This window comes from Vibrio sp. T13N, from assembly GCF_032970445.1.
GTDB lineage: Bacteria > Pseudomonadota > Gammaproteobacteria > Enterobacterales > Vibrionaceae > Vibrio > Vibrio diabolicus.
Window position 1 is genome coordinate 56,423 of the sequence record NZ_JAWJYE010000015.1, and the last position, 26,813, is coordinate 83,235.

The 26,813-nt window shown below is 43.1% G+C and carries 30 protein-coding genes and 2 riboswitches; of the genes, 24 read left to right on the top strand and 6 right to left on the bottom strand.

Annotated features, from left to right (window positions below; genetic code table 11):
* Nucleotides 1-3 precede the first annotated feature (3 nt).
* The 9 genes from R2S67_RS19665 (at nt 4) to R2S67_RS19705 (ending at nt 8,192) form a co-directional block, all read left to right on the top strand.
* Complete coding sequence (locus R2S67_RS19665; RefSeq protein ID WP_317346696.1) at nt 4-1,281, top strand: cytosine deaminase; 1,278 nt, start codon at nt 4-6, stop codon at nt 1,279-1,281.
* Nucleotides 1,282-1,542: 261 nt separating this feature from the next.
* Nucleotides 1,543-2,181, top strand: a complete 639-nt coding sequence (locus R2S67_RS19670) for an HD domain-containing protein (RefSeq protein WP_317346697.1) — start codon at nt 1,543-1,545, stop codon at nt 2,179-2,181.
* The gene (locus R2S67_RS19675) at nt 2,182-2,940 is read left to right on the top strand and encodes a helix-turn-helix transcriptional regulator (RefSeq protein WP_317346698.1); all 759 of its coding nucleotides are present in this window, start codon (nt 2,182-2,184) and stop codon (nt 2,938-2,940) included.
* Between the two features lie 146 nt (nt 2,941-3,086).
* Complete coding sequence (locus tag R2S67_RS19680) at nt 3,087-4,940, top strand: MFS transporter (RefSeq protein WP_317346699.1); 1,854 nt, start codon at nt 3,087-3,089, stop codon at nt 4,938-4,940.
* 117 nt (nt 4,941-5,057) lie between these two features.
* Complete coding sequence (locus R2S67_RS19685) at nt 5,058-5,675, top strand: triacylglycerol lipase (protein ID WP_317346700.1); 618 nt, start codon at nt 5,058-5,060, stop codon at nt 5,673-5,675.
* A gap of 104 nt (nt 5,676-5,779) precedes the next feature.
* A riboswitch (FMN riboswitch) is annotated at nt 5,780-5,920 on the top strand.
* A gap of 113 nt (nt 5,921-6,033) precedes the next feature.
* Nucleotides 6,034-6,690, top strand: coding sequence for a 3,4-dihydroxy-2-butanone-4-phosphate synthase (gene ribB, locus R2S67_RS19690; RefSeq protein WP_006741191.1), 657 nt, complete (start codon nt 6,034-6,036; stop codon nt 6,688-6,690).
* A 104-nt stretch (nt 6,691-6,794) separates the two neighbouring features.
* Entirely contained in the window at nt 6,795-7,340 is a 546-nt protein-coding gene (locus R2S67_RS19695) for a glutathione peroxidase (protein ID WP_161442656.1), read from the top strand.
* Between the two features lie 10 nt (nt 7,341-7,350).
* Nucleotides 7,351-7,794 (top strand): DUF3429 domain-containing protein, encoded by a 444-nt coding sequence (locus R2S67_RS19700; protein ID WP_317346701.1) that lies wholly within the window; start codon nt 7,351-7,353, stop codon nt 7,792-7,794.
* A gap of 152 nt (nt 7,795-7,946) precedes the next feature.
* The gene (locus tag R2S67_RS19705; RefSeq protein WP_005373664.1) at nt 7,947-8,192 is read left to right on the top strand and encodes a hypothetical protein; all 246 of its coding nucleotides are present in this window, start codon (nt 7,947-7,949) and stop codon (nt 8,190-8,192) included.
* Between the two features lie 70 nt (nt 8,193-8,262).
* On the opposite strand, the gene R2S67_RS19710 is transcribed toward R2S67_RS19705, so the two are convergent.
* Entirely contained in the window at nt 8,263-8,862 is a 600-nt protein-coding gene (locus R2S67_RS19710) for a thiol:disulfide interchange protein DsbA/DsbL (RefSeq protein ID WP_104973481.1), read from the bottom strand.
* Between the two features lie 82 nt (nt 8,863-8,944).
* Entirely contained in the window at nt 8,945-9,325 is a 381-nt protein-coding gene (locus R2S67_RS19715; protein WP_074190469.1) for a hypothetical protein, read from the bottom strand.
* A 284-nt stretch (nt 9,326-9,609) separates the two neighbouring features.
* Between R2S67_RS19715 and R2S67_RS19720 the strand changes: the two genes are divergently transcribed.
* The 10 genes from R2S67_RS19720 (at nt 9,610) to R2S67_RS19765 (ending at nt 18,729) form a co-directional block, all read left to right on the top strand.
* Complete coding sequence (locus tag R2S67_RS19720; protein ID WP_005396349.1) at nt 9,610-9,906, top strand: isoamylase early set domain-containing protein; 297 nt, start codon at nt 9,610-9,612, stop codon at nt 9,904-9,906.
* A gap of 214 nt (nt 9,907-10,120) precedes the next feature.
* Nucleotides 10,121-10,834: a response regulator gene (locus R2S67_RS19725; protein WP_317346702.1), complete on the top strand. Its 714-nt coding sequence runs from the start codon at nt 10,121-10,123 to the stop codon at nt 10,832-10,834.
* The gene (locus tag R2S67_RS19730; RefSeq protein WP_006741195.1) at nt 10,834-12,129 is read left to right on the top strand and encodes an ATP-binding protein; all 1,296 of its coding nucleotides are present in this window, start codon (nt 10,834-10,836) and stop codon (nt 12,127-12,129) included. The genes R2S67_RS19725 and R2S67_RS19730 overlap by 1 nt, the downstream gene beginning before the upstream one ends.
* A gap of 117 nt (nt 12,130-12,246) precedes the next feature.
* Nucleotides 12,247-12,639 carry a glycine zipper family protein gene (locus R2S67_RS19735; RefSeq protein ID WP_005396344.1) on the top strand — a complete coding sequence of 131 codons (393 nt, stop codon included), beginning with the start codon at nt 12,247-12,249 and terminating at the stop codon, nt 12,637-12,639.
* A gap of 143 nt (nt 12,640-12,782) precedes the next feature.
* On the top strand, nt 12,783-13,139 hold the full coding sequence (locus R2S67_RS19740; RefSeq protein WP_317346703.1) for a diacylglycerol kinase: 357 nt from the start codon (nt 12,783-12,785) through the stop codon (nt 13,137-13,139).
* Nucleotides 13,140-13,161: 22 nt separating this feature from the next.
* Nucleotides 13,162-14,817, top strand: coding sequence for a phosphoethanolamine--lipid A transferase (locus R2S67_RS19745; RefSeq protein WP_317346704.1), 1,656 nt, complete (start codon nt 13,162-13,164; stop codon nt 14,815-14,817).
* A gap of 123 nt (nt 14,818-14,940) precedes the next feature.
* Entirely contained in the window at nt 14,941-15,873 is a 933-nt protein-coding gene (locus R2S67_RS19750; protein ID WP_317346705.1) for a Gfo/Idh/MocA family protein, read from the top strand.
* Nucleotides 15,874-16,090: 217 nt separating this feature from the next.
* The gene (locus R2S67_RS19755) at nt 16,091-16,522 is read left to right on the top strand and encodes a YccF domain-containing protein (protein ID WP_301607724.1); all 432 of its coding nucleotides are present in this window, start codon (nt 16,091-16,093) and stop codon (nt 16,520-16,522) included.
* Between the two features lie 632 nt (nt 16,523-17,154).
* Nucleotides 17,155-17,493: a hypothetical protein gene (locus tag R2S67_RS19760; RefSeq protein WP_006741201.1), complete on the top strand. Its 339-nt coding sequence runs from the start codon at nt 17,155-17,157 to the stop codon at nt 17,491-17,493.
* A gap of 387 nt (nt 17,494-17,880) precedes the next feature.
* Nucleotides 17,881-18,729: a patatin family protein gene (locus R2S67_RS19765; RefSeq protein ID WP_258661534.1), complete on the top strand. Its 849-nt coding sequence runs from the start codon at nt 17,881-17,883 to the stop codon at nt 18,727-18,729.
* Between the two features lie 143 nt (nt 18,730-18,872).
* Here R2S67_RS19765 and R2S67_RS19770 read toward each other — a convergent pair whose 3' ends face one another.
* Complete coding sequence (locus R2S67_RS19770; RefSeq protein WP_317346706.1) at nt 18,873-19,721, bottom strand: pirin family protein; 849 nt, start codon at nt 19,719-19,721, stop codon at nt 18,873-18,875.
* 391 nt (nt 19,722-20,112) lie between these two features.
* Between R2S67_RS19770 and R2S67_RS19775 the strand changes: the two genes are divergently transcribed.
* The 5 genes from R2S67_RS19775 to R2S67_RS19795 all read left to right on the top strand — a co-directional run bounded on the left by R2S67_RS19775 (nt 20,113) and on the right by R2S67_RS19795 (nt 23,019).
* Entirely contained in the window at nt 20,113-20,322 is a 210-nt protein-coding gene (locus R2S67_RS19775; protein WP_005396336.1) for a cold-shock protein, read from the top strand.
* A 240-nt stretch (nt 20,323-20,562) separates the two neighbouring features.
* Nucleotides 20,563-20,772: a hypothetical protein gene (locus R2S67_RS19780; RefSeq protein WP_053807947.1), complete on the top strand. Its 210-nt coding sequence runs from the start codon at nt 20,563-20,565 to the stop codon at nt 20,770-20,772.
* Nucleotides 20,773-20,822: 50 nt separating this feature from the next.
* Complete coding sequence (locus tag R2S67_RS19785; protein ID WP_005396335.1) at nt 20,823-20,963, top strand: PA3496 family putative envelope integrity protein; 141 nt, start codon at nt 20,823-20,825, stop codon at nt 20,961-20,963.
* A 250-nt stretch (nt 20,964-21,213) separates the two neighbouring features.
* Nucleotides 21,214-21,313: riboswitch (purine riboswitch) on the top strand.
* A gap of 89 nt (nt 21,314-21,402) precedes the next feature.
* A complete protein-coding gene (locus R2S67_RS19790; protein WP_258621209.1) occupies nt 21,403-22,416 on the top strand; it encodes an adenosine deaminase in 1,014 nt (337 codons plus the stop codon).
* A 129-nt stretch (nt 22,417-22,545) separates the two neighbouring features.
* Nucleotides 22,546-23,019, top strand: coding sequence for a peroxiredoxin (locus R2S67_RS19795; protein WP_317346707.1), 474 nt, complete (start codon nt 22,546-22,548; stop codon nt 23,017-23,019).
* Between the two features lie 57 nt (nt 23,020-23,076).
* On the opposite strand, the gene R2S67_RS19800 is transcribed toward R2S67_RS19795, so the two are convergent.
* From R2S67_RS19800 to R2S67_RS19810, 3 genes are all read right to left on the bottom strand, one after another.
* A complete protein-coding gene (locus tag R2S67_RS19800) occupies nt 23,077-24,357 on the bottom strand; it encodes a S1 family peptidase (RefSeq protein ID WP_203343468.1) in 1,281 nt (426 codons plus the stop codon).
* A gap of 234 nt (nt 24,358-24,591) precedes the next feature.
* Complete coding sequence (locus R2S67_RS19805; protein ID WP_006741205.1) at nt 24,592-24,999, bottom strand: SPOR domain-containing protein; 408 nt, start codon at nt 24,997-24,999, stop codon at nt 24,592-24,594.
* Between the two features lie 212 nt (nt 25,000-25,211).
* Complete coding sequence (locus R2S67_RS19810; RefSeq protein ID WP_317346709.1) at nt 25,212-26,381, bottom strand: D-alanyl-D-alanine carboxypeptidase family protein; 1,170 nt, start codon at nt 26,379-26,381, stop codon at nt 25,212-25,214.
* Nucleotides 26,382-26,813 lie beyond the last annotated feature (432 nt).

The window sequence follows — 26,813 nt, forward strand, 5'->3', positions numbered from 1 at the left end:
ATCATGACAACACTACTGATCAAAAACGTAACGCTAAAAGGACAAGAAGGTCTGCAGCAAATTTTGATTGAAGATGGTCAATTCAAGCGCATTGAAAGCAACGATGTGGAGCTTAATCACAACGGTGACACCATCGATGCTGAAGGCGGCATGGCGGTTGCACCTTTCTGCGAGCCACACATCCACTTAGACACAACGCAAACCGCAGGCGAGCCAAGCTGGAACATCTCTGGCACATTGTTTGAGGGTATTGAACGTTGGGCTGAGCGCAAAGAAATGCTGTCGATTGAAGACGTGAAAACGCGCGCAAAACAAACCTTAAAATGGCAGATCGCAAACGGTGTACAACACGTTCGTACTCACGTCGATGTTTCAGACCCTACCCTAATTGCCCTAAAAGCGATGGTAGAAGTGCGTGAAGAGATGAAAGAGTGGGTAGATATCCAAGTCGTCGCCTTCCCGCAGGAAGGTATTCTCTCTTACCCAAATGGCAAAGAGCTGCTAGAAGAAGCCGTCAAATTAGGGGCGGACGTTATTGGCGCGATTCCACACTTTGAATTCACACGCGAATATGGCATTGAATCACTGCACTACGTATTCGAGTTAGCACAAAAATACGACCGTCTGATCGACGTGCATTGTGATGAAATCGATGACGAGCAATCTCGCTTCGTTGAAACGCTGGCAGCATTAGCGCACAAGTTCGATATGGGAAATAAAGTCACGGCCAGTCACACAACAGCGATGGGTTCCTACAACGGCGCTTATGCATCTCGCCTGTTCCGTTTATTACGCATGTCCGGTATCAACTTCGTGGCAAACCCTCTGGTGAACATTCACTTACAAGGCCGTTTTGATGATTATCCGAAACGTCGTGGCGTAACACGAGTAAAAGAGATGCTGAATGCCAACATCAACGTCTGCTTTGGACACGATGACGTATTCGACCCATGGTATCCACTAGGCACTGCAAACATGCTGCAAGTGCTGCATATGGGTCTGCACGTGTGTCAGGTGATGGGTTACGACCAAATCAACAACTCACTGGATCTGATCAGCACCAATTCAGCACGTACACTGAACATTCAAGACAAGCACGGCATTGAAACAGGTAAGCCAGGTAGTTTACTGATTCTTCCTGCAGAAAATGTTTTTGACGCAGTACGTCGCCAAGTGCCGGTTCGCTACTCTGTTCGTCACGGTAAAGTCATTGTAGAGACACAGCCTGCGACGACTCATATTCATCTTGAACAAGCAGAGCAAGTGACGTTCAAGCGCTAAGGTTAGTAAAAATACCGACTAAAACGAAAAAGGGTCTAACGAAATCATCAGGCCCTTTTGCTATTGGCAAACGTCACTGCTGTTCTGTGTCTTACCACCTTAGTAGCCAACCGAACGCACAAAAATGCTATTTAAGATGACCCGAAACTCACTAAGTTGCATAAGGTTCTGATGGCTAAATCTCAATTACACTATCGAACTTGGAAATTCCTCTCTGCGTTCGGCATACTTCCGCCTTCACTTTAGTTGTAGATATAACTCATGACCTTATTAAGCCAGATAGAATCGCAATTTTTGGAATTTATGCAGCAAGAGATGCAAGTCGATGCGGCGCATGACATAAGCCATGTTCAACGGGTCGTAAACACCGCAAAAAAACTGGCTATGGAAGAAGGCGCCGACTTATCTATTGTGCTTCCCGCCGCCTATTTACATGATTGTTTTACCTATCCGAAAGATCATCCAAACCGCAAGCAGAGCTCAATCATTGCAGCCAAAAAAGCGGTCGCGTTTTTAGAAAGTATCGATTATCCGCAGCAATACCATGATGCCATTGCCCATGCGATAGAAGCACACAGCTTTAGCGCTAATATCAGACCCAACACATTGGAGGCAAAAGTCGTTCAAGATGCCGATCGGCTGGATGCATTAGGTGCTATTGGCGTTACTCGCTGTATACAAGTGAGCACTGAGTTTGATGCGCAACTTTACGATGACAAAGACATCTTTGCTCAACAGCGAGAGCTCGACGATAAACAATTCACTCTGGATCACTTTCAAACCAAGTTATTCAAAATCGCTGAAACTATGAACACGGAGTCAGCGAGACGCGAAGCTCAAAAACGCAAAGCCTTTATGCAAACGTACCTAGAGCAGTTACACGACGAGGTAACAGCGTAAATGTCAGAAAGCTGTACGTTAATTAAAGAGCTTAAACGCCAACTAAAGTTAGCTGGGCTGCATTATGCTGATGTTGCACAACACCTTGATTTAAGTGAAGGAAGCGTCAAACGTTTACTCGCTGAAGGTCAACACATTAGCCTTGAACGCTTAGAACGAATTTGCCAATTGATTGGTTTAGAAATGGCGGAACTGTTTAAGCTCGCGGCTGCGCATAATAAAGGTCTGGAGTCGCTAACGTTAGAGCAAGAAAAGCAGTTGGTTGACGATAAAGCCCTGCTACTCGTGGCGATCTGTGTTGTAAATGGCTATCAGTTTGAACAAATCGTTCAGCAATACACCTTCAATGAGTTGGAACTGGTGCAAAAGCTGGCTCAGTTGGATCGTCTGAACATCATCGACTTGCAGCCAAATAACAAAATTCGTTTGCGTATATCTCCGACATTTAAGTGGCAGATGGGCGGCCCTATTCAACGGTTCTTCCAACAGCAAGTTCAAGACGCCTTTTTCCAAAGCTACTTTTCCGGTGAAGATGAACAGTTGTCCATGGCAACAGGATTGATGAGCGTACCAACCAACAAGAAACTGCAACAGAAACTGCAAAAGGTCATCGATGAGTTTTATCAGGCTTGCCAAAGTGATAGCTCTCTCGATATGGACGAGAAACACGGCACCTCTCTCATTATTGCGATGCGTCGCTGGACGTTCCCTCTGTTTGAACCATGGGAAAGAAAATCCACTCAAAAGCCTCAAAATTAGTAACTCAATAAACAAATGGAAATAAAAGTAACGAATTTCGTTACTTTTGGTGGCATGCAACGTCACTTGAGAGAGAAAGCTGGTTTAATCGTTCATTGAGCATAAAGTGCTCCCATCTCATTCGACTTTGTTTACTCGAGGCCAGCATGTTTTTCTCAAAACGCTTTTTTCCTTACTTTGTGACGCAATGCCTTGGCGCACTCAATGACAACATCTACAAAAACGTCCTGTTGTTGATGGTGACATACAGCCAAATTGATAACCTACCAATATCCGTCAATCTATTCGTTAATTTGGCGGCAGGCTTATTCATCCTACCTTTCTTTCTATTCTCTGCGCATGCTGGTGCCGTCGCTGACAGCATGGACAAAGCCAAATTAATCCGGCGTCTAAAGCTCATCGAGCTGGCTATCATGTCTTGCGCTGCAACCGCTATTGCCACTCAAAGTGCCATGCTGATGCTGGCTCTTTTGTTTATGACAGGCACTCAATCGGCCTATTTTGGTCCCGTAAAATACGCCTTACTACCACAAGCGCTCAAACCAAATGAGCTTGTTAAAGGAAATGCTTGGGTTGAAATGGGCACGTTCCTTTCGATTCTTATAGGTACGCTTAGCGCAGGCCTGCTGCTAGCCATTCCTAATGGTACCTTGATTGCTTCTTGTGTCGTGATTGCCTTGTCTTTGCTTGGATTCATGAGCAGCGTGAATATTCCAACGATGCCTAGCCAATCGACTGACAAAGCGAAGTTTGAACCGATTTCTGGTTTAAAAAACACGTTAAAAGTGGCAAAAAAACAGAGAGGCATTTGGATGTCTGTTCTAGCCATCAGTTGGTTTTGGTTTATGGGTGCGACTTACCTGACTCAATTCCCTAACTTTGCGCGTGAACATTTGTTTGCAGACAGCACTGTCGTTTCTTTACTGTTGGCATTGTTTTCCATTGGCATCGCGACAGGCTCTTGGTTGTGTGAAAAACTTTCCTTCAACCACGTTGAGCTTGGTATTTTGCCATTCGGTATCCTTGGTCTGACCGTCTTTGGCGTCGACTTGCTATGGGCCGTCCCAAGTTATCCATCACTTCCGGTGCACTTTTATGATGTGCAAAGCTTCGTTGCTGAATCCAAACATCTGCGCGTCATGATTGACCTGTTCCTTGTTGGTGTAAGCGGCGGTGTCTTTATTGTTCCTCTTTATGCGTTCATCCAATCTCGTTCAAACAAAGGGGAATGTGCACGTGCCATTGCTGCTAACAACATCATGAATGCGTTGTTTATGGTGGTGTCTGCTTTGGTTTCGATCGTTGTACTCAGCGCACTAGAGCTTTCTATTGTGGAACTGTTTGCCATGATGGCAATAGGTAACTTCTTCGTGGCAATCTATGTCTATCGTCAAGTACCGGAATTTACACAACGCTTTATCAGTTATTTACTCAGCCATTGTATGTATCGTGTGTCAGTAACGGGGCGCCAACATATTCCTGAACAAGGTGCTGCGTTAATCGTGGCTAACCATGTTAGCTATGTCGATGCATTGATTTTGATGGGAACCTCTACTCGCCCGGTTCGTTTTGTGATGGACAAGTCCATCAGCGAGCTACCTGTTCTTAAATATGTATTCCGTCATGCTGGTGTTATCCCGATCTGTTCTCCACGTAAGTGTGCCGACACTTACCGACGAGCATTTGAACAGATTGAACAAGCACTTAACGACGGTGAGGTTGTCTGTATCTTCCCTGAGGGTCGTTTAACGTCTAACGGTCAATTGGGTGAGTTTCGCCCTGGTGTAGAGAAAATCCTTGAACGTAACCCTGTTCCTGTCATCCCTATGGCGTTAAAAGGGCTTTGGGGTTCTTTTTTCAGCCACAAAGGCGGACATGCTCTCACAAAACGACCGACTCGTTTTTGGTCAAAAGTGGATGTTGTTATCGGTGAAGTGTTAAGTCCTGCGTCTTTAAATCGTCATCAATTGCAACAACAAGTACAGGATTTACTGGGCTGAGTCGCTTGCTACAGCAGTCAAACTTTGCAGCAAAACGTAAATATGCACCACAAAGCACAAGTAGTTCTTTGTTAATTAGAGTAGGATATCTACGACGTCATAAATCTAGGAGGTATTATGAAAATCATCATCTTACATGGTCTTTATATGCATGGGCTGGTCATGCAGCCTCTTAGCCAAAAGCTGAGAAAACTCGGATACGAAACGCAAGTACTCAGCTATAACACTGTTGCTATCGATGAGTCTTCACTGTTTGATTCTATTGATCATTCGCTTAATCCACTGACCACAAACGTGCTCGTGGGACACAGCTTGGGAGGCTTGATGATTAAGCGCTATCTCGCCAACAGACAACCGAGCACCAGCTTGATCTCTCATGTTGTCGCTATAGGTTCGCCTCTTAAAGGCGCGTCCATAGTAGGTCGGATTCAAGATCTCGGGTTGGGTGCCATTTTAGGAAACTCGCCACACCACGGATTAAACAAACATGATGACGCGTGGGCTTTTCCGCAAAAACTCGGCAGTATCGCAGGAACGATGCCGATTGGTGCTCGCCCATTGTTGATCCGTAATGACAACACCATGTCGGACGGTACGGTTACCGTAGAAGAGACAAGACTGGACGGTATGCAAGATCATATCGAAGTGAAGCAAACGCATACGAGCCTGATTTACAACACCTTCGTACCACAGCAGATTGATCACTTTATTCGCACAGATTATTTCCGTCGATAGCACACTTTTCCATCATACAGATGGAATCGACTTTCCAAGCTATTCAGTTCGCAGTACTATCCTAGCTCCACTTCTTCACAACTTGAATGAAGTGGCACATTTTTAATTGTTCTCAGGGCGGGGCGAAATTCCCCACCGGCGGTATACTTTTTCAAGTGAGCCCGCGAGCGCTCGATTCGTCGAGGTCAGCAGATCTGGTGAGATGCCAGAGCCGACGGTTATAGTCCGGATGAAAGAGAATAAGAATACACCAGCATAGCGAGTCAGATTGCTAAGAGTGCTGGTGCACTTCTTTTTGATCGTATTTTACGACGATCTCTCATACCGCCCTGATTCTGGTGAAATTTAGGAGTTAACCATGAATCAGTCATCACTACTTGCCGAATTCGGCGACCCAATTACTCGCGTTGAAAACGCACTTATTGCTTTAAAAGAAGGACGTGGCGTACTACTTCTTGATGATGAAGATCGCGAAAACGAAGGCGATATCATTTATTCAGTCGAGCACCTCACCAACGAGCAAATGGCGCTGATGATCCGCGAATGTAGCGGCATCGTTTGTTTGTGCTTAACAGATGCTCAAGCAGACAAACTGGAACTGCCTCCAATGGTGGTAAACAACAACAGTGCAAACCAAACCGCATTTACGGTTTCTATTGAAGCGAAAGTTGGTGTAACAACGGGGGTTTCAGCAGCAGATCGCGTGACGACCATTAAAACGGCGGCAAACCCGCATGCAAAACCTGAGGATCTTGCTCGCCCGGGCCACGTATTCCCTCTGCGCGCACGTCCAGGTGGTGTAATGACTCGCCGTGGTCACACAGAAGGTACGATTGACCTGATGCAAATGGCAGGGCTTCAACCCGCTGGCGTACTATGTGAAGTGACCAACCCAGATGGCACGATGGCAAAAGCACCAGAGATCGTTGCGTTTGGTCGCCTGCACAACATGCCAGTGCTGACTATTGAAGACATGGTGATGTACCGCAATCAGTTCGAGTTAAAACTGGCATAATTAAATCCCAGCTCTGAAAGAAGCCGCGCATTTGTGCGGCTTTTTTGATCGATCCTCTTTGCACTTGAGTAGTTATACTTATTGAAAACAAGGGGAACAACACCATGAAAGGATTACTGAAACTCGCCGCTCTCGTTAGCTTTCTCTCCATGAATTCGCTTGCTCTTGCATCTGAGTGCCCTGATATTCTTCAAGGTAAGCAAAGGTTGTTAAACTCAACAGAAGAAGTCGATCTATGCGAAAGCTTTAAGGGAAAGACACTACTAGTCGTCAATACAGCAAGCCAGTGCGGCTTCACTCCTCAGTTCGAACAGTTAGAGACCCTCTATCAAACTTACAAAGACCAAAACTTCACCGTCATTGGTTTCCCGAGCAATGACTTCCGACAGGATAGAGGAAGCGAAACAAACACAGCGAAAGTCTGTTATCTCGATTACGGGGTCACCTTTCCAATGATGGCTCGCTCCTCAGTATTAGGCGTAGATGCAAACCCCGTATTCAGCGAGATTACTAACCAAGCTGGCATCAAACCAAAATGGAACTTCTATAAGTTTCTAATTAGCTCTGAAGGCAAAGTTATTGCCACTTTTCCAAGCTCCACATCACCGACAAGTACTACGCTTACCAATATGATAGAGCAACAATTGTAAGGTGACGACCATGACAACACGCTCAACCATGCTACAACTCGGTTACTTAGGCCTGGTTCCATTTGTGTTTAGTTTAGGGCTGATTTTCACTGACATCTCACTGTTCAATTTAAGTGGCCAGCAATTTTTCATCGCATATAGCGCCGTTATATTAAGTTTTTTATCCGGCATCCTTTGGGGTAATGGCATTGAGCATTACTACCACCGCCTTAGCCGAAATATATTAATTCTCAGCAACCTTTTTGTCTTACTGGCTTGGGGCGCATTACTGCAGGGCCACCAACATTACGCAGTCGCAACCCTACTCTTAGCAATTGGATACCTTGCTGTTTGGTATGCAGAAAAAATCGTGAGGAAAGTCGAACAAGACGCCGAGCCCAAGGGATATCAAGGAATGAGGAGCAAACTGACCTTCGGCGTAATCGTAATGCACGGATTGGCTTTAGTTTCATAACCTGGTCTGTCCAGTACTAAGATCACAAAAAAACGTCTTTTTATAAAACAATGTTCATTTCGTGAATGCAAACATATTTTGAACACTGTTTTGTTTCATTTATGAATCAATCCACATATAAGTAATTCAAAGCATTCACAAAGGATATGAATATGTTTTTTCGCAAACTTTTGTTTAGCACTGCGATGATCAATGCAACGACAGGTTGCGTGTCTTACCAGGCACAACAAGCCGCCGCTCAAACAGTAAATAATACAGGAGCCGTGCTTACCAATGTGATTAAAACCACGATTGCTCAGCCATGTAATGTTGCAATCACTGCTGCTAGCTTGTTTTATCCGCATGCCATATTTATGACTAGTGTTCCGACTCAAGCATGTACAAGCGTTCTTAGATAATACGAGTGTGATAAGCATAAAAAATGGCGACTCTACCGTCGCCATTTTTAAGCATCAATGCTATTTACAGTTACAGCGTCAATAAGTAATTAACTAATTGATTGTACTCGTCGTAAGTACGAATTTCGTTGGCCAAAACAATGTATTTATTGTTCACAACCACACCCGGAACCCCTCTCAACGTGCTAGCAGAGAATTGCTTATCAAAACCTTTCTGCATTGAGTTTACGGCGAAACTGTTGTACGCCGCATCAAACTTCTTACCTTCTACGCCATTATCAATGAAAAGCTGTTTCAGCTCAGCTTCATCTTTTGGCGCTTGTCGCTTTTGATGAATTTGGGCAAACATGGCAGGAATCATTGTATCTTCAACCCCGAGCGACACCATCGTCGCGTAGGACTTGGCCATCGGAATCGCCATATCTCCGCCCATGAACCCCACATGTACCTTTTCAAACTTTGCCTCTTTTGGCAGAGCAGGTTTTAAACGCTCAATAAGCGACTCAAACTTGTAACAATGTGGGCAATAAAAAGAAAAGAATTCCGTCACAACAGGTTTCGATGCTTTCTTAACATCCAGAACTTTGTAGTGCTTCCCTTCTTCAAATTGCGCTGCGTGAGCGGTAAAAGTCAGTAAAAGTGCACTACATAAGGCAAGTAGTTTTTTCATTGTTTATTTCCTCGTGGCATTCAAATGCCAAATCATTTCATTTGGTAAAAAGGGGGGACCCCAAGTAATTTGAGATGGGAAATTAAACAATCGGAGGGCGATAAAGCTTGGTGATCACTGTCACTACTTTTTCGACTAGAGGCCTATCAATCAATGCAAGGCTATAAGGAAGAAGCAGTAAGTCGTTTTGAGATAAGTTGGCGGGAATTTTGACCATGCAGGAAGAGCTACAACTCGTGTGAGATTGTTGTGCCTTATTGATGGCTGACTCATCGTGATGTAATTCTACGCAGTCGTCATTGACGCCAAGTTGTTTGTGCAGAGCAGCCTGTTGAACAATAATATCGCGTACTTCAATTGTTTTCACCGGGGCTGAAGCCTTTGCCATAGGAGCGACACTGCTCAAAAGCATAGCGGCTAAACAAACTATCGCGGTCAACAATGTACGGTTAAACTTCAACATAGCTACATCAACAAAAATGGTGATTTAAGATAATACATGATAACGATTTGACTTCAAGATACGGACTCTGAGTTCCGCCTCGCCTAAAAACTTGGTACGTTAACGGTTCCATATCCTTGAGGCTTCTCAATACCGCTCCCCTCTCACAAGAACTCATAACGATTAAGCTATTCATCATTTAGATAGTTCTTCACCTGATACCAGCGACAATTCGATAAAACTTGAAATCGTTATGAAACACGAGTAATAGTTAGAACAGTTTTTGTACGAACAAGGAAAGATCAATGCTTAAAAAGAGATTCTTTAAGACAAAAGATGAAGTTGAAGTCACGTTCGAGCTAGATAAAGACCAGTGGGACTCCATCCATATTGCTGGGGATTTTAACAACTGGCAGCCAGAACCGATGAAATTAGTGAAGAAAAGCCGTCAATTTAAATTTAAAACGCGCTTACCTAAAGAGCAGAATGTTCAGTTCCGCTACTTGCTCAATGATGCAAAGTGGGAAAACGATCCTCAAGCCGACGCTTATGTTCCCAATGCTTTTGGCAGCGACAACAGCGTCGTGTGCACCACCGAATAAAACGTAAGTTCACCCTAATATTCCATATTAAGGCGCAACAGTTGCGCCTTTTTTAGACTTTTCAAAATGTGATTAATGATTAAGTTTGAATCATTACTTGGGGTATTTATCGAATCAACTCATCCGATAACCTTATTCTGAGAAAGCTTTATTTGAAATAATTCGTAAATTTGTTTAAGTTCCAGTGATATTAAATATTGTATACATCACTCAAATGAACGCACAACAAGTCAAACCATCTTTAATGATTGTGGAAGACGATCCCAAATTACAAGCTATGCTGGGAGAGTATTTTGTTGAACAAGGTTTCCAGGTCAAATGTATCGACAACGGGACAGATGCACCGGAAGCGATTATTGACACACAGCCAGACGTGGTTTTGTTAGATTTGATGCTACCTGGACAAGACGGCCTGAGCGTATGTCGTCAAATCCGTGAATGCTACAAAGGCAAAGTGTTGATGCTGACAGCGAGTGATGACGACTTCGATCACGTCGCCGCATTAGAAATTGGCGCCGATGACTTTGTTACCAAGCCTATCAAACCTCGCGTGCTGCTGGCACGCATTCGCATGCTATTGAGAAGAAAAGAGGCAGCCTCTACCGAGTCCGAAAACGGTCTACAAATTGGAGTGCTGTGTTTAAACCGATTACGTAAATCATGCGTCATGAACCAGGAAGAAATTGCGCTGACTGACGGTGAGTTCGATTTATTATGGGTTCTCGCAACACACGCAGAAAAAACACTCTCACGTGAGTGGTTAACGAAAACACTACGTGGTATTGAGTACGACGGTACAGATCGCACCATTGACAACCGTATTGTGACATTGAGAAAAAAATTAGGCGATGCCTCTTGCTCTCCACAAAAAATCATCACGGTCCGCGGCAAAGGCTACCTATTTATGCCTGATGCATGGAATGAATAATGAGACGGATTTATCTGGAAAGCTTTGTCGGTCTTATCATTCTATTTATGGTGAGTTTGTGGGGTTACGAATTCTTGGTCTATGAGATCAACACAGATTACGATTACCTGCTACAAGAGCAAGAAGGTCAAGCTTTCCACGATCTTATCTATCCTATCTACGAAGAGCACGGACTAGAATACACTCAGCAACAGCTTGAGCAATTTGCCACGTCCAGCCATCGCTTGTTGATTCCTCACACGCTCGAAGAACTTCCAGAAGACATCAGAAAAGCATTTGAAAGTGACACCTCTGTTAACGTTGCTTACGACGAAGAAAGGGATATATGGTTCCGCCTAGATGCGGACACCCCTATTTTCAAAATGATCGATGATCCGGATAGCTCAGTTATTCAGGCGATTAACTTTGATGACAACATTGTATGGTTATTCTTTTTAGCCGGATTTGCTCTGTATTGCATACTGCTGATCTGGTTTTTGAGTCGTCGAATTCGTGAGTTAGAAAGAGTCACGGTCGAGTTTGCTTCAGGCAACTTCAAAGCACGAGCAAGCACCTCAAGCGCCAAATCCGTTGGGACACTGAACAAAAGCTTTAATACGATGGCTGACAAAGTTTCTCGCCTGATCACTAGCAATAAAATGCTGACCAATGCAGTTGCGCATGAATTACGCACTCCTATTTTTCGTTTACAGTGGCAAGCTGACTTGTTATCGGACTCTACATTAACCGAACAACAGAAAAAGCATGTACGTAGTATCGTCGAGGACATTGACGAGATGGAAGACATGGTTGAAGAGTTGCTTTATTACGCCAAAATGGAACGCCCAGATACGGCGTTGCAAACAGAAAACGTAGCACTCGCCAAGTTAGTTAGTGAGTTAAAACAGAGATGGCAAAAAGAGACCAAATTATCAATCTCACTCAATGAAACAAACTCTGAAAACGCGCGCGCATTCGCCGATCCAAAACTGCTAAAACGTGCCTTGGATAATCTGCTACGCAATGCAATGCGATACGCAAATACTCAAATTATGGTTGAGATAAAAAGTGATCAGCAAAGCTGTTTAATCCATGTACATGATGATGGTATAGGCATAGAAGAGCAGCATTGGCCTCACCTTTTTGAAGCATTTTATAGCGCGGATGAGTCCCGAAACAAAAACACGAGTGGATTTGGGCTCGGTTTGGCGATCGTCAGGCAGATAATGGAACTTCAACATGGTGAGGTTTCGATTTCTCATAGCCCACTTGGTGGTGCTTGCTTCACACTTCGTCTTCCAAAATCAGACAGTTAAGTTAACGTCTTTCCTCCTTTACAGAAGACGACACTTCAATACACTCCAGCGACAGAGCTCAACAATAAAACAGTGTACATTTAATCCATAAATTCACAGAACAAATGGATAATACTCATGTACAAACCTTTTATTCTGGTTATGACGCTTGCCTCTACTCTTAGCGCTTGTACTTATAATCAAAAGCCTGTTGTCGACATGACCAATGTTGATCCTGCTAAATATGAACAAGATTTTCTTTATTGCCAAGGGTATGCGGACAACGTAGACAAAACGGAAGCTGCAAAATCTGAAGCCGCTAATGGCGCAGTTACAGGTGCACTAATTGGGGCAGCAGCTGGAGCGCTAGAAAGCGGGATAGGTGGGGCTGCTGTGGGTGCCGCTGCAGGCGGTGCTGTAGGAGCAGGGGCCGGAGCGTTGAGTGGAAGCAATGACTCCACCAAGACACAATCTCTCGTACTGCGAAAATGCCTTCAGAATAAAGGCTATACCGTCTACGACCTTGATTAATTCAACTCTTTTTTCTTATTCAAACCCTATATCGTTGTGTGATGAATGCCATTCACAAATGTTTCACGCAAGAACGATTAGTCTCATTTCATCGTTTGGATAGATGCACAATCTAAATTATTAAGCTGTAGTAAGGTCATATTTTGAAGCCAGGAAAAACAGGTCTACGCCGTGTCATGGATGCGACCGGCAATTCATTTCAGGGATTGAAAGCCGCATGGAAATACGAAGCCGCCTTCAGACAAGAATTGATTCTAGCCTTAGTGCTTTCCGTCTGTGCTTTTTTCCTTCCAGTCACCACATTTGAAAGAGTACTGATGATCAGTAGCCTGTTATTGGTCCTGATCGTCGAACTTATTAATTCCGCCGTAGAAGCGGTTGTCGACCGTGTTAGCGATGACTGGCACGAGCTCAGTGGTAGAGCCAAAGATATCGGCTCGGCTGCAGTATTTGTTGCGCTCACTCTTGCCCTTTTTGTTTGGGCTTCGTTCTTGCTCTGATTTTGATTCAAGACATTTACTTATGAAGACACATAATTTGCAACAGAAAGGTATCTCGTACGTTACCTTTACTTTCTTGTTGGCATTCTATTTCGCGCTGGTTGTAAACATTCCTATTTACAAAGAGCTGAATGGTATTTTTTCAAGCCTAGATAATGTCAAAATTGGTTTTATTATTACGATACCCATTTTCTTTCTTGCCGCGCTCAATTTCCTCTTTAACTTATTTAGTTGGCCTTGGGTTGGAAAGCCATTCTTTATTATTTTGCTCATAATTTCGAGTATGGTGAGCTACGCAAGTTACAACTATGGCACACTTTTCGATTCTGAAATGATTGCTAATATTGCTGAAACCGATTCGAGCGAGGCAAGCTCTTACCTGAGTACTTATTCTGTAATCTGGACGCTACTTATGGGGGGCGTCCCTGCGATGATTGTCTATAAGGTCAAGTTGCAATCTCAGCGCCACCAATTGCTGTATTTTTCTCTCACGAAGTTGGTATCGATGTTGTCATCTCTTGCAGTAATTGCTGTTATTGCCAGTGTTTACTACCAAGACTATGCATCTGTCGGTCGCAATAACAGCTATCTGAAAAAAATCATTATTCCCACTCAATTCGTTTACAGCGCGACTGGGTATGTAAAGGAGAAATACTTCACCACGCCAGAACCGTACCGCGAGATTGGAATCGATGCAAAGCAGTCAGATAGCGCAGTAAAGCAAGCACAGAACAAGCCGACACTACTGGTGTTTGTTGTCGGAGAAACCGCTCGAACGCAGAACTACCAACTCAATGGCTATAAGCGAGAGACAAACCCTTACACCAGTAAGCTGGGTGTGATTTCATTTCAAGAGGTTGCGTCTTGTGGCACTGCAACTGCAGTATCTGTGCCTTGCATGTTTTCTCAGCTCACGCGAAGCGAGTTTGAACGGACCAAGGCAGATAACCAAGATAATGCTCTCGACATCATGCAGCGCGCTGGAGTTGACCTCATCTGGAAAGAAAATGATGGCGGAGACAAAGAAGTCGCCCACAAGATCAAGAAAATTGAAGTGAACCGAAAGCAAGCAAGTCCTCTGTGTAACGGTCAAACCTGTTACGATATGGCGCTGTTAGATCACTTTGATCAAGAAGTTGCGGATATGCACGGCAATCGCGTTGTCGCCATGCATCTTATAGGAAGCCATGGTCCTACCTACTTCCAGCGTTATCCTAGAGACAAAGCGTTTTTCAAACCAGACTGCCCACGTGCAGATATAGAAAACTGTAGCGTCGAACAAATCGTGAATACGTACGACAATACGATACGCTACACTGATCTTGTGTTGGCACAAACCATCAACAAACTCAAAGCATTAGAGTCTCAATATAATACCGCTCTCATCTACGTATCAGATCATGGTGAATCATTAGGCGAAAACGGATTGTTCTTACATGGCATGCCTTACGGCCTTGCACCAGACTTCCAAAAACGTGTTCCTTTGCTCATGTGGCTATCTTCCGGCTTTAAGCAAGTGAAACAAATCAACACCGACTGTTTGTCGAATGAAGCGCAAAAGGCAAGCCAGTACTCACATGATAACGTGTTCCACTCTTTATTAGGCATTATGGATGTACAAACCCAAGCCTACAACGGCAAGTTAGATATATTCAAAGACTGCCGCACGACTTCCTAAGTGGACCAACAAACCCTGACTCAAAATGTGAGTCAGGCTCTTTTCTAACAAGGCATTTAAACTCATCAGCTTGCCAAGCGTTATACTACAACCTGCCATCCATACATCGAAATAAGGACTAGGATGAAAATTGGTATTATTGGTTTAGGAGATATTGCTCAGAAAGCATACCTTCCCGTTATCACTCAGCTTCCAAATATCGAACTTGTATTTTGTACCCGCAACGCAAATGCACTTGAGAGTCTGGCTAAGCAATATCGAATCTCAGAGACCTGTCAAGACTACCAGCAGCTTCTGCACTTTGGCGTAGATGCTGTCATGATTCATGCGGCAACAAGTGTACATCCTCAAATCGCAGCATTCTTTTTGCAGAATAGAATCCCAACCTTTGTCGACAAACCATTAGCGGACAATGCTGATGACGTGGAAAAACTGTACGATATTGCCGAAAAAGAAAAACAACCACTTTATGTGGGCTTCAACCGACGTCATATTCCGCTTTACAACCAACACATGCCAGAGGTACAGCAAGGCAATATTTCTGACCTAAAATCGCTACGCTGGGAAAAGAACCGCCACCAACTACCAGGCGATATTCGTACCTTTATATTTGATGATTTTATTCATCCATTAGACAGTATTAACGTGACAGCCAAGACCGATTTAAAAGAGGCTTACATAACGCATCAGCTTGAAGGTGACCAATTGGCGCGTTTAGATATTCAGTGGCAACACGGAGATACTTTACTCCACGCTTCGATGAATCGTCACTTCGGTATGACTATGGAACGCGTTCAAGCTTGTTATGCTAACAAAGCAGTGGAATTCGACTCTTTCGTTGAAGGGAAACGATGGCAAGCGAACCAAGAGCAAAAAATCAATTTGAAAGATTGGACGCCAATGCTGACGAGCAAAGGTTTCCATGCGATGTTGCTAGACTGGTTTAGCGTCGTTGAATCTGGAAAAATCGCTAGTGAAGTAGTGAAACGCAACATTGCTAGCCATCAGTTAGCAGAGCAAATTTGTCAATATATCGAGAAAGTTACCTCTAGGTAGCTTAATTCTTGGCTATATGCTTAATCGAGTATTACGCTCTATACTAAAACAAACGTAGCTTCAGGGAGTCATTCATTCTCTGTTAATACTTATGCGGCTATTCTATCAAGCAAGTGAATGAGGGAACGGATCACGTTTATTAACGGAGTGGTTCTAGTTTTACATTACGATACCCTCAGGAACCTGCATCGTCATATTCAAGAGTAAAGGAAATAGAATGAGAACACTCGGTAACATCATTTGGTTTGTATTTGGTGGCGTATTTATGGGGTTGCTATGGTGGTTTTTCGGTATCTTAGCCTTTATTAGCATCATCGGAATACCTTGGGGGCGTGCGTGTATCGTTATGGGTAATTTTTCCTTTTTCCCATTCGGAAAAGAAGCCATTTCACGCGATGAATTGACCAATGAAATGGACATTGGTACGAGCCCTCTAGGCGTTATCGGTAACGTCCTTTGGTTTGTCTTTGCAGGTCTTTGGTTGGCAATCGGTCACGTCCTTTCCGCCGCAGCGTGTTTTGTAACCATCATTGGTATTCCGTTTGCATTCCAACACCTGAAGCTTGCGGTTATTTCACTCGCACCAATTGGTAAAACGGTTGTGTCGTCAGAAGAAGCTGCAATGGCTCGGTACAATATCAACCGCTAACAAACAGCCAATATACTTTCTATCCTCTGGGCCGTCGTGCTCAGAGGGCAACTCCCGTCAAAAGTAAGCCTATTATCGCTATCGCATATTCAATAATGGTTGATTGTATATCCATACCGTCACCTTTAAGTTGAAGCTCACCCTAGCTCTGTACTACTTTACTTTTTATTAATCAATGGATTAGCTTAACTCTCCAAGCTCACCCACGCTCAAAAATAAGTATTATTTCTGCTCCTCCAAATTGAGTTCATTTACGAAAATTCGAACTATAAGCATAGTTGATATTAATGATTTTTGACGATAAATAACTCACACCAATCCAGCGATAGTTCCAGCGTTTACTTTTTCTCAATAAACGTAAGCCGTTACGAAAGCGGGTTTCTTCCCGATCAAAGCCACCACTTCGCATCACTATCGCTTTTCTTTAAAAGGCAACAAATATTCGTTGTTATCTTGAGTAAATTATTTTGTTTGTCGCATTTAAGTTCAATCAATATTATTCGCGACATCAGAGAAATAGACCATTGAGCTCCTTAGCATTTATCACAGACATAGAACGTAAAGCCCCTTTTTTGCTCGTTTTTCTTTTTACAAATGTTCTAACTCAACGTCTATTCAGACAGGAATACACCGTGGATAAATATCAAGCTGCTTATGCCAAACGTCTAGAGAAGTTAAAGGGTAATCAATCTCCAAAAACGATAGCCCGTCTTTCGGCTTGGGAGGCATTTCTTAACAAAGAGTACGAACTCCAAGACTTAGAATACCAACTATCAGACGCAGCACACCTACACTATGAACAATCTCATGTGAAAAATGATATTTCTTTTAAGGCGTTCAAGCGGGCGTTCTATAACGAATCCATCAAAATCTACAACCTAACCGATGGCGCCTCTATACAGAAAGTATTCACTCCGCTGCTCGCATTAACGACAGTTTGGGTGCTATTTATCTGCTTTTTTGACAAGTGATCATCACTTTTATTAGAACAATAAACTTAGGGCGCTTGCATCATGATTCAAAACGATAACCAGACGCACAACGCCCCACTTAAATATAAAAAAGGAGTTTGATCTTGTATGTCTAAGATGACACTTCTTTTAATTACAACAACGATCAGTATCGGAATTACAGGCGCCGCTTTCTGTGTGGGAGTGACATATTTATTCAGTGCGCTTTCACTAAATGAGCTGCTCAATAACCTGTAACTCCCTAGGCTTAATATAAAAAGGGCATCCATCGATGCCCTTTTCTTTTACTTAAGGAGATGCCCTAGCACTTAGGACCACTTGGGTATAAAACCGTTATGCGTTAAGCTGCATTCTATTCATCCAATAGGTAAAGAACGGAACACAGTGATGGAACAAGTAGGAGAGCGTGCGTTGATTGTCGAAGGTGGTGCGATGCGAGGTGTATTTTCTTGCGGCATACTTGATCATTTTCTCGCTAACGAATTCTCTCCATTTGATAGCTTTTGGGGCGTATCGGCGGGCGCAAGTAACTTGGCGGCGTATTTAGCTAAAATGCCCGGGCGCAACTTAAAAATCTATCTCGATTACAGTTTAAGGAAAGAATTCATCTCACCATCTCAGATTCTACGTGGCGGCGATATGATGAACTTAGATTGGATGTGGAACGTCACTCTCGAAGAGCTTGGCATCGACAAATCCGCACTAAAAGCGGATTCGAGACCTTTCTTTTTAGGCGTAACACGTCAAGACAATGGCCAAGCCGAATACCATACTCCTAATGTCGACGAGCTCGCAGAAACAATGAAAGCCAGCAGCGCACTTCCCGTACTTTACCGAAATGGTGTCTTACTGAACGGTACCCGATACGTTGATGGTGGGGTTTCTGATGCACTTCCTGTCGCAGAAGCAATAAAGCGAGGAGCCAAAAAGATTATGGTTTTACGCAGTCAACCCTCCAGCTATCAAAAGCCGAAAGGAAAGTTCAGCGCACTAACCAAACGGATGTTGAAAGAAACGCCAGGATTAATTGAGCCGATGTTGACGCGTGAAGTTCGCTACAATCAAACTTTAGCACTGATCGACAATCCACCATCGGGAGTCGAAATCATCCAAGTTTGTCCTCCCGAATCATTTAAATTAAAACGATTGAGTCGCTCGCCAGTACCATTGCGCCAAGCTTATGAGTTAGGTATTGAAGCAGGAAAAGAAGCCATCATGCGATGGAATCAGAAGTAGAAAAAAGCCACGTGGATTAGACGTGGCTAACGCAAATTCGATGGCAGTGGATTATCGTATTTGCTTCTGGTCGAGCCCAATGGTCAGGCTCAAAACTGTTGATAACTGCGCTACTCACAGAAAAGGGAGTTAGGATGTTGATGCTAGTAGCTTTCAAACAATCCTGAATTGTAGTCTTGGATTGCTTGTTCTATTTCTTCCATGCTATTCATTACAAAAGGGCCATAGTGAACCACTGGTTCATTGATTGGTTCGCCAATAAAAATCAGAGCACCACTCTCCTTTTCGGCTTGTAATTCAACCCATTCACCTTTCGATAGAATCGCCATTTCGCCTTGATTGATCTCACGATCTTTTACCTGAATACGTCCTTTATAAACGTAAATCATCATGTTGTGGTCTTGCTCCGTGGTCAAATTCAAAGCGTGACCAACCATCGCTCTCCAATCGGCCACCGTGGCAGCAACACCTGTTTCTGTTAGAGGCCCCTGAATACGTTCGTTGTCTATAGTCAGATGACCAGCAATCAAGCGAACAACACCCGAGCTTTGAGTTTCGAATTCCGTTATCGTTTCAGGTTGAAAGTCATGATATTGAGCCGGTGCCATCTTATTTTTCGCAGGCTGGTTTATCCAAATTTGGAAACCATGCAATTCACCTTCCTGCATAATAGGCATCTCACTATGAATGACGCCTCTTCCTGCCGCCATCCATTGAGCGCCACCAGAACGAAGCTCACCAACATTATCCATGTGGTCACGATGCTGGAAATGACCTTTCAACATATAAGTAAGCGTCTCGATGCCGCGATGCGGATGAGGAGGAAAGCCACCAACATAATCAGCACGGTCGTCAGACTTAAGTTCATCCATCATCAAAAATGGAGAAAAACTCGCATGATTAAACCCTGCTACTCGACGAATTTTCACTCCGTCACCATCAGCAGTGGGTTGTGATTGAATAAGCTGACGAATTTCTCTGAATGTGCTCATACTATTTCTCCTCGTTTACCTTTGTGGCCGCTTGCAAACCGCATGTTCAGCCATGGCTATCGATATGGTTCTATTTTAGATTGAAGAAAAATAATCATGAGCCTTGCTATTTGAGCTACTTATTCAAATTTTTCGAACAGCCCACTTATCCAAGCTGTCGACATATATTTAAAAATAAGTGTAGCTATTTCCTAAACAAGGTGTATAGTAGGCCTTGGCTCTTAGAAGAGAGCTGTTAATGCAACATTTAGTTTAAGTTTCCTCTCAGTAAAATCTTGAATCCCCCAATTCAGACACCTGCGTACAACTTCCTCTTGATTGAACATTCAATAGCTTAGAAAAGATCCACAAAACAAATTCAAATTTTAATGTTTAATTCAAAGGTATTTTTATGTCTAAAGTAAACGGCTCAGTAAAATGGTTTAACGAAACTAAAGGCTTTGGCTTCCTATCTCAAGACAACGGTGGTCAAGATGTATTCGTACACTTCAACGCTATCGTTTCTGACGGTTTCAAAACACTGACTGAAGGTCAGAAAGTAAGCTTCAACGTAGAGCAAGGTAAAAAAGGTCCTCAAGCGACTGAAGTAACTCCTCTATAAGACTGCTTTTCTTGGTGTAGCATGCCCATGCTGCACCAAATCTCTCTCCTTCAAAAATATTCTCACTTTAATCACTCAGCTTAATATCAGGCATTGCTTTGTGCTACCTAAAATAAATAGGATAGTACTGCTTAATTTATTATTTATAGGAAAAATCATGTCCTCAAAAAGAACAGGCCGTCAAAGGCATTGGTATCAATTACTTAACAAAGACAAAATCACTAAGAAACAGGAGAATAAATGTTAGAAATTGAATTTAATCTAGAACAACCTCACACCTCTTGGAACGCTAAAATACATCAATTAAATGGTGATATTTTACGAAGGCACGTATTACCTAAGCTTCATTCTCATAGCTACATGATCGATTTTGAATATTGTGAGAAAACGCAATCTGGAACTATTCTCTGTGATTCAGGTTCAAAGTTAGGAAGTTTTACTGTTAACTAATTCAGTTTTCATGCATTAATGAATGATGCAACTAATTTGGAAGGTATCCAATGGCTAGAAAAAGTAAGAAGCAAGCAGAAAAAGACAAGAAAGAGTCTGAGCAAAACGCGGCGGCGGTAAAACAAAAAACGCGACGCCGTATAGAAGACATTATGGAACAAAGAGAATTTGACAAGTTATTTGATCTATAAGCTACCCTTGACTCTCTCAATGCTTTCTCTGCTCCATCGTTGTGCAAGGTACCGCCACCTACCTTTGCTCAAACGAAGCCTCACTCTTTTTCCTCACTTATAACAACACGATAAGCCTCGTTCACGCTTAAAAGCCAATTTGCTCCTCTATACCCAAGTGACTTATACGGTTGCCAGTTACTTTTCTTAGAAAAACCCTTCGACTACTGACAACTAGGTTATTTGCGTATAGCCAAATTGAGAATTTTGCGTATAATCGCCTCGTTTGCTTCGTATAACCCCAATGATATGGTTTGGGGGTCTCTACCAGTTCCCGCAAAGTGCTGATTACGAAGAGTTGAGATCATCGTGGGTCTTACTCTTTGTGATAGCGTTCGATTTATTCTTATCTATACCTATTCTTAGAGTAACTGCATCCACAATACACATAAGGTGGAATATGAACGCATTTATTCAGGGTCTTCCAAAAGTAGAGCTGCACTTACATATCGAAGGTTCACTTGAGCCAGAACTTCTCTTCAAGTTAGCACAACGAAACGGCATCGACATTCCTTACTCTTCTCCGAGTGAACTACGCAGCGCGTATCAGTTCGAAGACTTACAGTCATTCCTTGACCTTTATTACCAAGGGGCGGATGTTTTGCGTACAGAGCAAGACTTTTACGATCTCACTTGGGAATACTTACTGCACTGTAAAGCGGATAACGTTATTCATACCGAAATCTTTTTTGACCCACAAACGCATACAGAGCGCGGAATTGACTTTGACACCGTTATCCACGGGATCGCCCGCGCACTACAAGATGGGCACGAGAAGCTCGGCATTACTTCACAAATCATTGCGTGTTTTCTCCGTCACCTTTCAGAAGAAAGCGCCATGGAGACTCTGCAATCCGTTCTGAAACACCGTGATAAGATCATTGGTGTCGGTCTAGATTCTTCAGAACAAGGCCATCCACCAGCTAAGTTCAAACGAGTATTTAAACAAGCGGTAGAAGCAGGCTTACTGACTGTTGCTCACGCAGGTGAAGAAGGCCCCGCACAAAACATTACCGATGCAATTGAAATGCTTCACGTCAGCCGCGTGGATCATGGTGTTCGCTGTGTTGAGGATGAAGCATTAGTCGAGTCGTTAATTGAAAGCAAAATGCCACTGACGGTATGTCCATTATCGAACCTTAAATTGTGTGTATTTGACGATATGAACGATCACAATATTGTCGAGCTACTGCGCAAAGGTGTCGCTGTGACGATTAATTCGGACGATCCGGTATACTTTGGTGGTTACATGACAGATAACTTTTTAGCCGTCAACAACGCACACCCAATGAGTAAGAATGAACTAGCTCAATTCACAATGAATGCGATTGATGCTAGCTTCATCGATAATGAGTTGAAAGCGAAGTATCGCCATCTCGTTAGTCAATACGTAAGTCAGCATGAAGCGTTGTAATAAAGCCATCAGTGCTACATCTTGGGTCAAACACTTAGGTGTTAAAACCTTACAAAAGCTCTGTGGTTAACCGCATTTATAAGCGCTAGACTGAGAAAGCTAAACTAGCACACAAAAAGGAATAAAATCATGATTCAACAAGGCCAAGCTCTACCAGTTGCGACTCTAAGCGAATTGACTACCGATGGTATGGTTAACCACGACGTGACTGAGCTGTTTGCAAACAAGAAAGTCGTACTCTTCGCTGTACCTGGCGCATTCACCCCAACGTGCTCGGAAGCTCACCTACCAGGCTATGTGGTATTAGCCGACGAGTTGAAGGCAAAAGGTATTGATTTAATTGCGTGTGTTTCTGTAAACGATGCATTTGTGATGCAAGCTTGGGGCGAAGCCCAAAACGCTTCAGAAATCCTGATGTTGGGTGATGGCGACGCAAGCTTTACTAAAGCATTAGGTCTTGAAATGGATACCGGCGGCTTTGGTGGTATTCGCTCACAACGCTACGCCATGATCATTGAAAACGGCATTGTGACCAAACTTAACGTTGAAGAACCAAAAAAGTTTGAAGCAAGCAAAGCAGAAACGATTTTAGCGGCGCTTTAAACTAAGAATAACTGTCGCCCCACAAGCTAGTGGGGCGTTCATCTTTTAATGTTTCTCTCACTGTCTTCTTCGAATCCACATTATCAGTAACATAGCGAACAAGTAAGCCTGCTCGGTGGCTCCTCCACTATTGCTTTCATCATTACAACCAAATTCTGTTTCTTCTCCTCCAATATTGATCTGACTCGGATTATCACATTGGCTAGTGTCAGTTACTTCCTCTTCATCACTTGGGCTATCGCTATCTTCGTCTTCTTGAGCTTCATCATCAGAGCTTAATAAAAAATCAGGCTTGGTAACTATATCCTCTGGAGGTTCTGTAGACGTAGTAAATGAATCGATCCAATCTCTAAAGTGAGAAACATTGGTATACCAAGTAGGCAGAGTGATTGAACTACAAACCGTATTTATTATGGGGCTAGCACTAATAATTCCAACTTGATAAAAGCTATTATCATCAATGCTATATATTAACAATGGGCCTCCTGTATCCCCCCCACATGCTCCATTTCCATAAATGTTGTCCCCTCTCGTAATGCTCTTCGTAGGCAATGAACATAACTTTGTGGGATCAACCGGGGATTCAATGTAGATAGGTAGATCTTCCGCAGACTCTAAACGGTTGTAGCAAAGAGAAACTGGGTAATAAGAGACATCAGTTTCTCTAAATTTTGTATTACTTTCACCTATATCTGGGTCGTTATCTCCTCCAGTCCCCCACCCCGCGACCTTGAGGTTCGGCTCTGGCTCTCCAGAGTCCCAATCACTCTCAGGATTTACCAAATCTAACAGCATCTGATCACTATCAGAGTTGCCCAATAATAAGGAACTGACCATTTCATCTGGAAATTCCCTCTCTACATATAGCAGTGCTAAATCATTTTGAAAAGCGGTCGAATCAACTACCGTCAAACCTGATTCGTCAGTGGTTACTGAGTTAATAGGATAATAATCGGGATGAATAACGACATGAGTAACTTTATATATATCTGGTAGCTCAACTCTTTCCAAGTCAGACTTCCCTACAGTCACCGATATTTCTTTTGGTTTTGCTACATCGAAATTGGTGAAGACATCTTTGTTTTCGTTACCGTCCTCATAACTTGCATCCGAAGCAACTAGGCAATGTGCAGCGGTCAGCACCCAGCGACTGCTGATTATAGTGCCGCCACAAGAGTGGTCTTCGGCGAAAATACTAGCCCTTACTGATGCCATAAAGGAATAGTGAGTTTCGTACTCATCTTGAGTTGGTACGGTATAATTGTCTTCAACAACAATTGCATACGCTGGTATACAAGTGATCAATAAGCTGATTAAAAATCTCCATCTGTTCAACATACTACCCCCTCCCCCTAAGTTTATTGAAACAGAGATAAATGCATGCTGAGCTTCAATTGCACTCACATGCATAGATAAGTGTTCTTAGAGAGTGTAGGTGCTCATTCAACTATTGACTTAATTTCTACCTAAAGTTGAAAATTATGTGATTGCATTCCAATAAATAAGACCCTTAAACGAGGCCCCCTACTTGATTAGATCCTGTTGTAGGGGGCCTAGAGAAGAGCTAAAGGGTTAACGCATTCTCACAACACTCGTTTGTTGCTTACGCTGCATTTCCGCAAAAGTCAGCACAAATGGGGATGACTGCTTTACGCGGCTCGGCAGTGAAGAAAGCGCATTGTAGGCATCCTGTTTCGTTTTAAAATCGCCAACAGTTACCGTATACCAACGCGTGCCTCGGCTGTTTTTCCAGTTAACCCAAACCGGATGCTTAGGATCGATATAACGAATGTAATCTTTCACATCTTTTTCTTGCTTTAGCGCGAGTACCTGCATCGTGTAATGGTTTGGGTTTAAATAACCATACGCATCCTGAGAGGTCATTACTCCAACACATTGGCCACTATCGACCTGCTGCTGGTAAGGCATAGCGCAGCCCATGAGCGATAAAATCAATGTCAAAGATAAAATCTTGTGCACGTGTCACTCCATTTTTGTTCTAGTTTCTTTTTTCTCGCACTCAAAAACACAAAAACGCTTCTAATTAGGCGAAAATAGCCCATACAGAAGGTTCGATGTTTTAGCGCAACGAGTATTCCAAAAAAGTAAGGCGACCACGTTGGCCGCCTTAGTAAATTGATTTAATAGAACAATAACAAGATAGAGTGATAATGGCAGAAGTTAGCTGTTTTTTAGAGCCAACTCGCGACCAATTGCTTAAACCAGTCTAAAATTCGCTTGAATAAGCTGCCTTCTTCCACCGATTCCAACGCAACAAGTTCGGCTTCATTCACAACTTTACCTTCGACTTTGTAAAGCACTTTACCAACCACTTGTTGTTGAGAAATTGGCGCTACCAAATCGCCATTATATTCAACTTCAGCTTGTAGCTTTTTCACATCCCCTTTTGGTAAAGTGAGATAAACGTCATTGGCCACGCCTACTTTAAGCTCATCTTGTTCACCCATCCAAATTCGAGCGTTCGCAACTTCCGTTCCTGCCTCAGTCGGCATTACCGTATCGTAAAAGCGGAAGCCATAACTTAGCAGTTGTTTGCTTTCGGATTCACGGATATTCTCACTTTTTGCTCCCATTACAACAGCAATCAAACGCATATCACCTTGAGTCGCTGAAGTCGCTAGACTATAACCAGCACCGCTCGTATAACCAGTTTTCATGCCATCAACATTCATACTGCGATCACGAAGCAAGCCATTGCGGTTATATTGCGTAATACCGTTGTAGGTAAACGAGGTTTCGCTATACAGTGGGTAGATGTCAGGTAAGTCACGAATAATAGCTTGACCCAACTTGGCAATGTCATAAGGTGTTGAATATAAACCGTCACTGTCTAGACCATGAGGGTTGGTGAAAGCCGTGTTAGTTAATTCAAGCTTAGCAGCCCAACTATTCATCAAGCTTACAAACCCTGACTCACTACCTGCGACATGTTCAGCAATGGCCACACTAGCATCATTACCTGATTGAACAACCAGGCCACGGTATAAGTCAGATAAAGAAACGGAAGTATTGACTTCAATAAACATCTTTGAGGAATCTGGGAAGTTTTTTGCCCAAGCATTTCGGCTAATGACGACCTCATCATCCAAAGTAATATTACCTGCGTTAATTTCTTGACCAGCCACATAAGCCGTCATTAACTTCGTTAAGCTCGCAGGATTTAGCCGTTTATGTGCATCACGTTCAACCAGCACTTTCCCAGTGTGAAAGTCCATCAAAACATAGCCACGAGAACTGAGTTCCGGTGCATTTGGCACAACGGTTGGTGCTGCATAAGCCAACGAAGATACAGCAGCGAACCCTGTAATTAACACTGTGTTTAATATAGTACTTTTTCTCATCATGACATCTTATCTTAGTAGCATTTAAGGCTTACAAACGGTACCCGAATGAATTCAAAGCGCGGGGTTACCTAGGTAAAGAGCGAGTATATTGAAACGGCGCTCAGTTACAGCCACCTTGTTACGATTAGTTACTTTTACTCAATGTTTGTCGAGAATAATGAGAGGCAGGTAGAGCTTTCGTCTAGAAAGATGAGACAAGAGGCGAGAAATCATGCCGTTATGCTATGTAATTAGTGTTCAGAGAAAAAACCGTACAAGCCAGATCTAAAACTAAGCTTGTACGGGAAAAGATAGCTAAAAATTTTATCACTATCTAACTAGGGGCAACTAAGAAAATCTACAATTCAATTAATAATCCGAACTAATAATTTACTAACCAATACTTCATCTCGGTCATAACAACATAATAATTTATTGTCAGAATTTCAG

What these genes read in the sequence shown, in the direction of transcription:
- R2S67_RS19665 (WP_317346696.1), top strand. Translation starts at nt 4, where the DNA reads ATGACAACACTACTGATCAAAAACGTAACGCTAAAAGGACAAGAAGGT.
- R2S67_RS19670 (WP_317346697.1), top strand. Translation starts at nt 1,543, where the DNA reads ATGACCTTATTAAGCCAGATAGAATCGCAATTTTTGGAATTTATGCAG.
- R2S67_RS19675 (WP_317346698.1), top strand. Translation starts at nt 2,182, where the DNA reads ATGTCAGAAAGCTGTACGTTAATTAAAGAGCTTAAACGCCAACTAAAG.
- R2S67_RS19680 (WP_317346699.1), top strand. Translation starts at nt 3,087, where the DNA reads ATGTTTTTCTCAAAACGCTTTTTTCCTTACTTTGTGACGCAATGCCTT.
- R2S67_RS19685 (WP_317346700.1), top strand. Translation starts at nt 5,058, where the DNA reads ATGAAAATCATCATCTTACATGGTCTTTATATGCATGGGCTGGTCATG.
- ribB (WP_006741191.1), top strand. Translation starts at nt 6,034, where the DNA reads ATGAATCAGTCATCACTACTTGCCGAATTCGGCGACCCAATTACTCGC.
- R2S67_RS19695 (WP_161442656.1), top strand. Translation starts at nt 6,795, where the DNA reads ATGAAAGGATTACTGAAACTCGCCGCTCTCGTTAGCTTTCTCTCCATG.
- R2S67_RS19700 (WP_317346701.1), top strand. Translation starts at nt 7,351, where the DNA reads ATGACAACACGCTCAACCATGCTACAACTCGGTTACTTAGGCCTGGTT.
- R2S67_RS19705 (WP_005373664.1), top strand. Translation starts at nt 7,947, where the DNA reads ATGTTTTTTCGCAAACTTTTGTTTAGCACTGCGATGATCAATGCAACG.
- R2S67_RS19710 (WP_104973481.1), bottom strand. Translation starts at nt 8,862, where the DNA reads ATGAAAAAACTACTTGCCTTATGTAGTGCACTTTTACTGACTTTTACC.
- R2S67_RS19715 (WP_074190469.1), bottom strand. Translation starts at nt 9,325, where the DNA reads ATGTTGAAGTTTAACCGTACATTGTTGACCGCGATAGTTTGTTTAGCC.
- R2S67_RS19720 (WP_005396349.1), top strand. Translation starts at nt 9,610, where the DNA reads ATGCTTAAAAAGAGATTCTTTAAGACAAAAGATGAAGTTGAAGTCACG.
- R2S67_RS19725 (WP_317346702.1), top strand. Translation starts at nt 10,121, where the DNA reads ATGAACGCACAACAAGTCAAACCATCTTTAATGATTGTGGAAGACGAT.
- R2S67_RS19730 (WP_006741195.1), top strand. Translation starts at nt 10,834, where the DNA reads ATGAGACGGATTTATCTGGAAAGCTTTGTCGGTCTTATCATTCTATTT.
- R2S67_RS19735 (WP_005396344.1), top strand. Translation starts at nt 12,247, where the DNA reads ATGTACAAACCTTTTATTCTGGTTATGACGCTTGCCTCTACTCTTAGC.
- R2S67_RS19745 (WP_317346704.1), top strand. Translation starts at nt 13,162, where the DNA reads ATGAAGACACATAATTTGCAACAGAAAGGTATCTCGTACGTTACCTTT.
- R2S67_RS19750 (WP_317346705.1), top strand. Translation starts at nt 14,941, where the DNA reads ATGAAAATTGGTATTATTGGTTTAGGAGATATTGCTCAGAAAGCATAC.
- R2S67_RS19755 (WP_301607724.1), top strand. Translation starts at nt 16,091, where the DNA reads ATGAGAACACTCGGTAACATCATTTGGTTTGTATTTGGTGGCGTATTT.
- R2S67_RS19765 (WP_258661534.1), top strand. Translation starts at nt 17,881, where the DNA reads ATGGAACAAGTAGGAGAGCGTGCGTTGATTGTCGAAGGTGGTGCGATG.
- R2S67_RS19770 (WP_317346706.1), bottom strand. Translation starts at nt 19,721, where the DNA reads ATGAGCACATTCAGAGAAATTCGTCAGCTTATTCAATCACAACCCACT.
- R2S67_RS19775 (WP_005396336.1), top strand. Translation starts at nt 20,113, where the DNA reads ATGTCTAAAGTAAACGGCTCAGTAAAATGGTTTAACGAAACTAAAGGC.
- R2S67_RS19780 (WP_053807947.1), top strand. Translation starts at nt 20,563, where the DNA reads ATGTTAGAAATTGAATTTAATCTAGAACAACCTCACACCTCTTGGAAC.
- R2S67_RS19785 (WP_005396335.1), top strand. Translation starts at nt 20,823, where the DNA reads ATGGCTAGAAAAAGTAAGAAGCAAGCAGAAAAAGACAAGAAAGAGTCT.
- R2S67_RS19790 (WP_258621209.1), top strand. Translation starts at nt 21,403, where the DNA reads ATGAACGCATTTATTCAGGGTCTTCCAAAAGTAGAGCTGCACTTACAT.
- R2S67_RS19795 (WP_317346707.1), top strand. Translation starts at nt 22,546, where the DNA reads ATGATTCAACAAGGCCAAGCTCTACCAGTTGCGACTCTAAGCGAATTG.
- R2S67_RS19800 (WP_203343468.1), bottom strand. Translation starts at nt 24,357, where the DNA reads ATGTTGAACAGATGGAGATTTTTAATCAGCTTATTGATCACTTGTATA.
- R2S67_RS19810 (WP_317346709.1), bottom strand. Translation starts at nt 26,381, where the DNA reads ATGAGAAAAAGTACTATATTAAACACAGTGTTAATTACAGGGTTCGCT.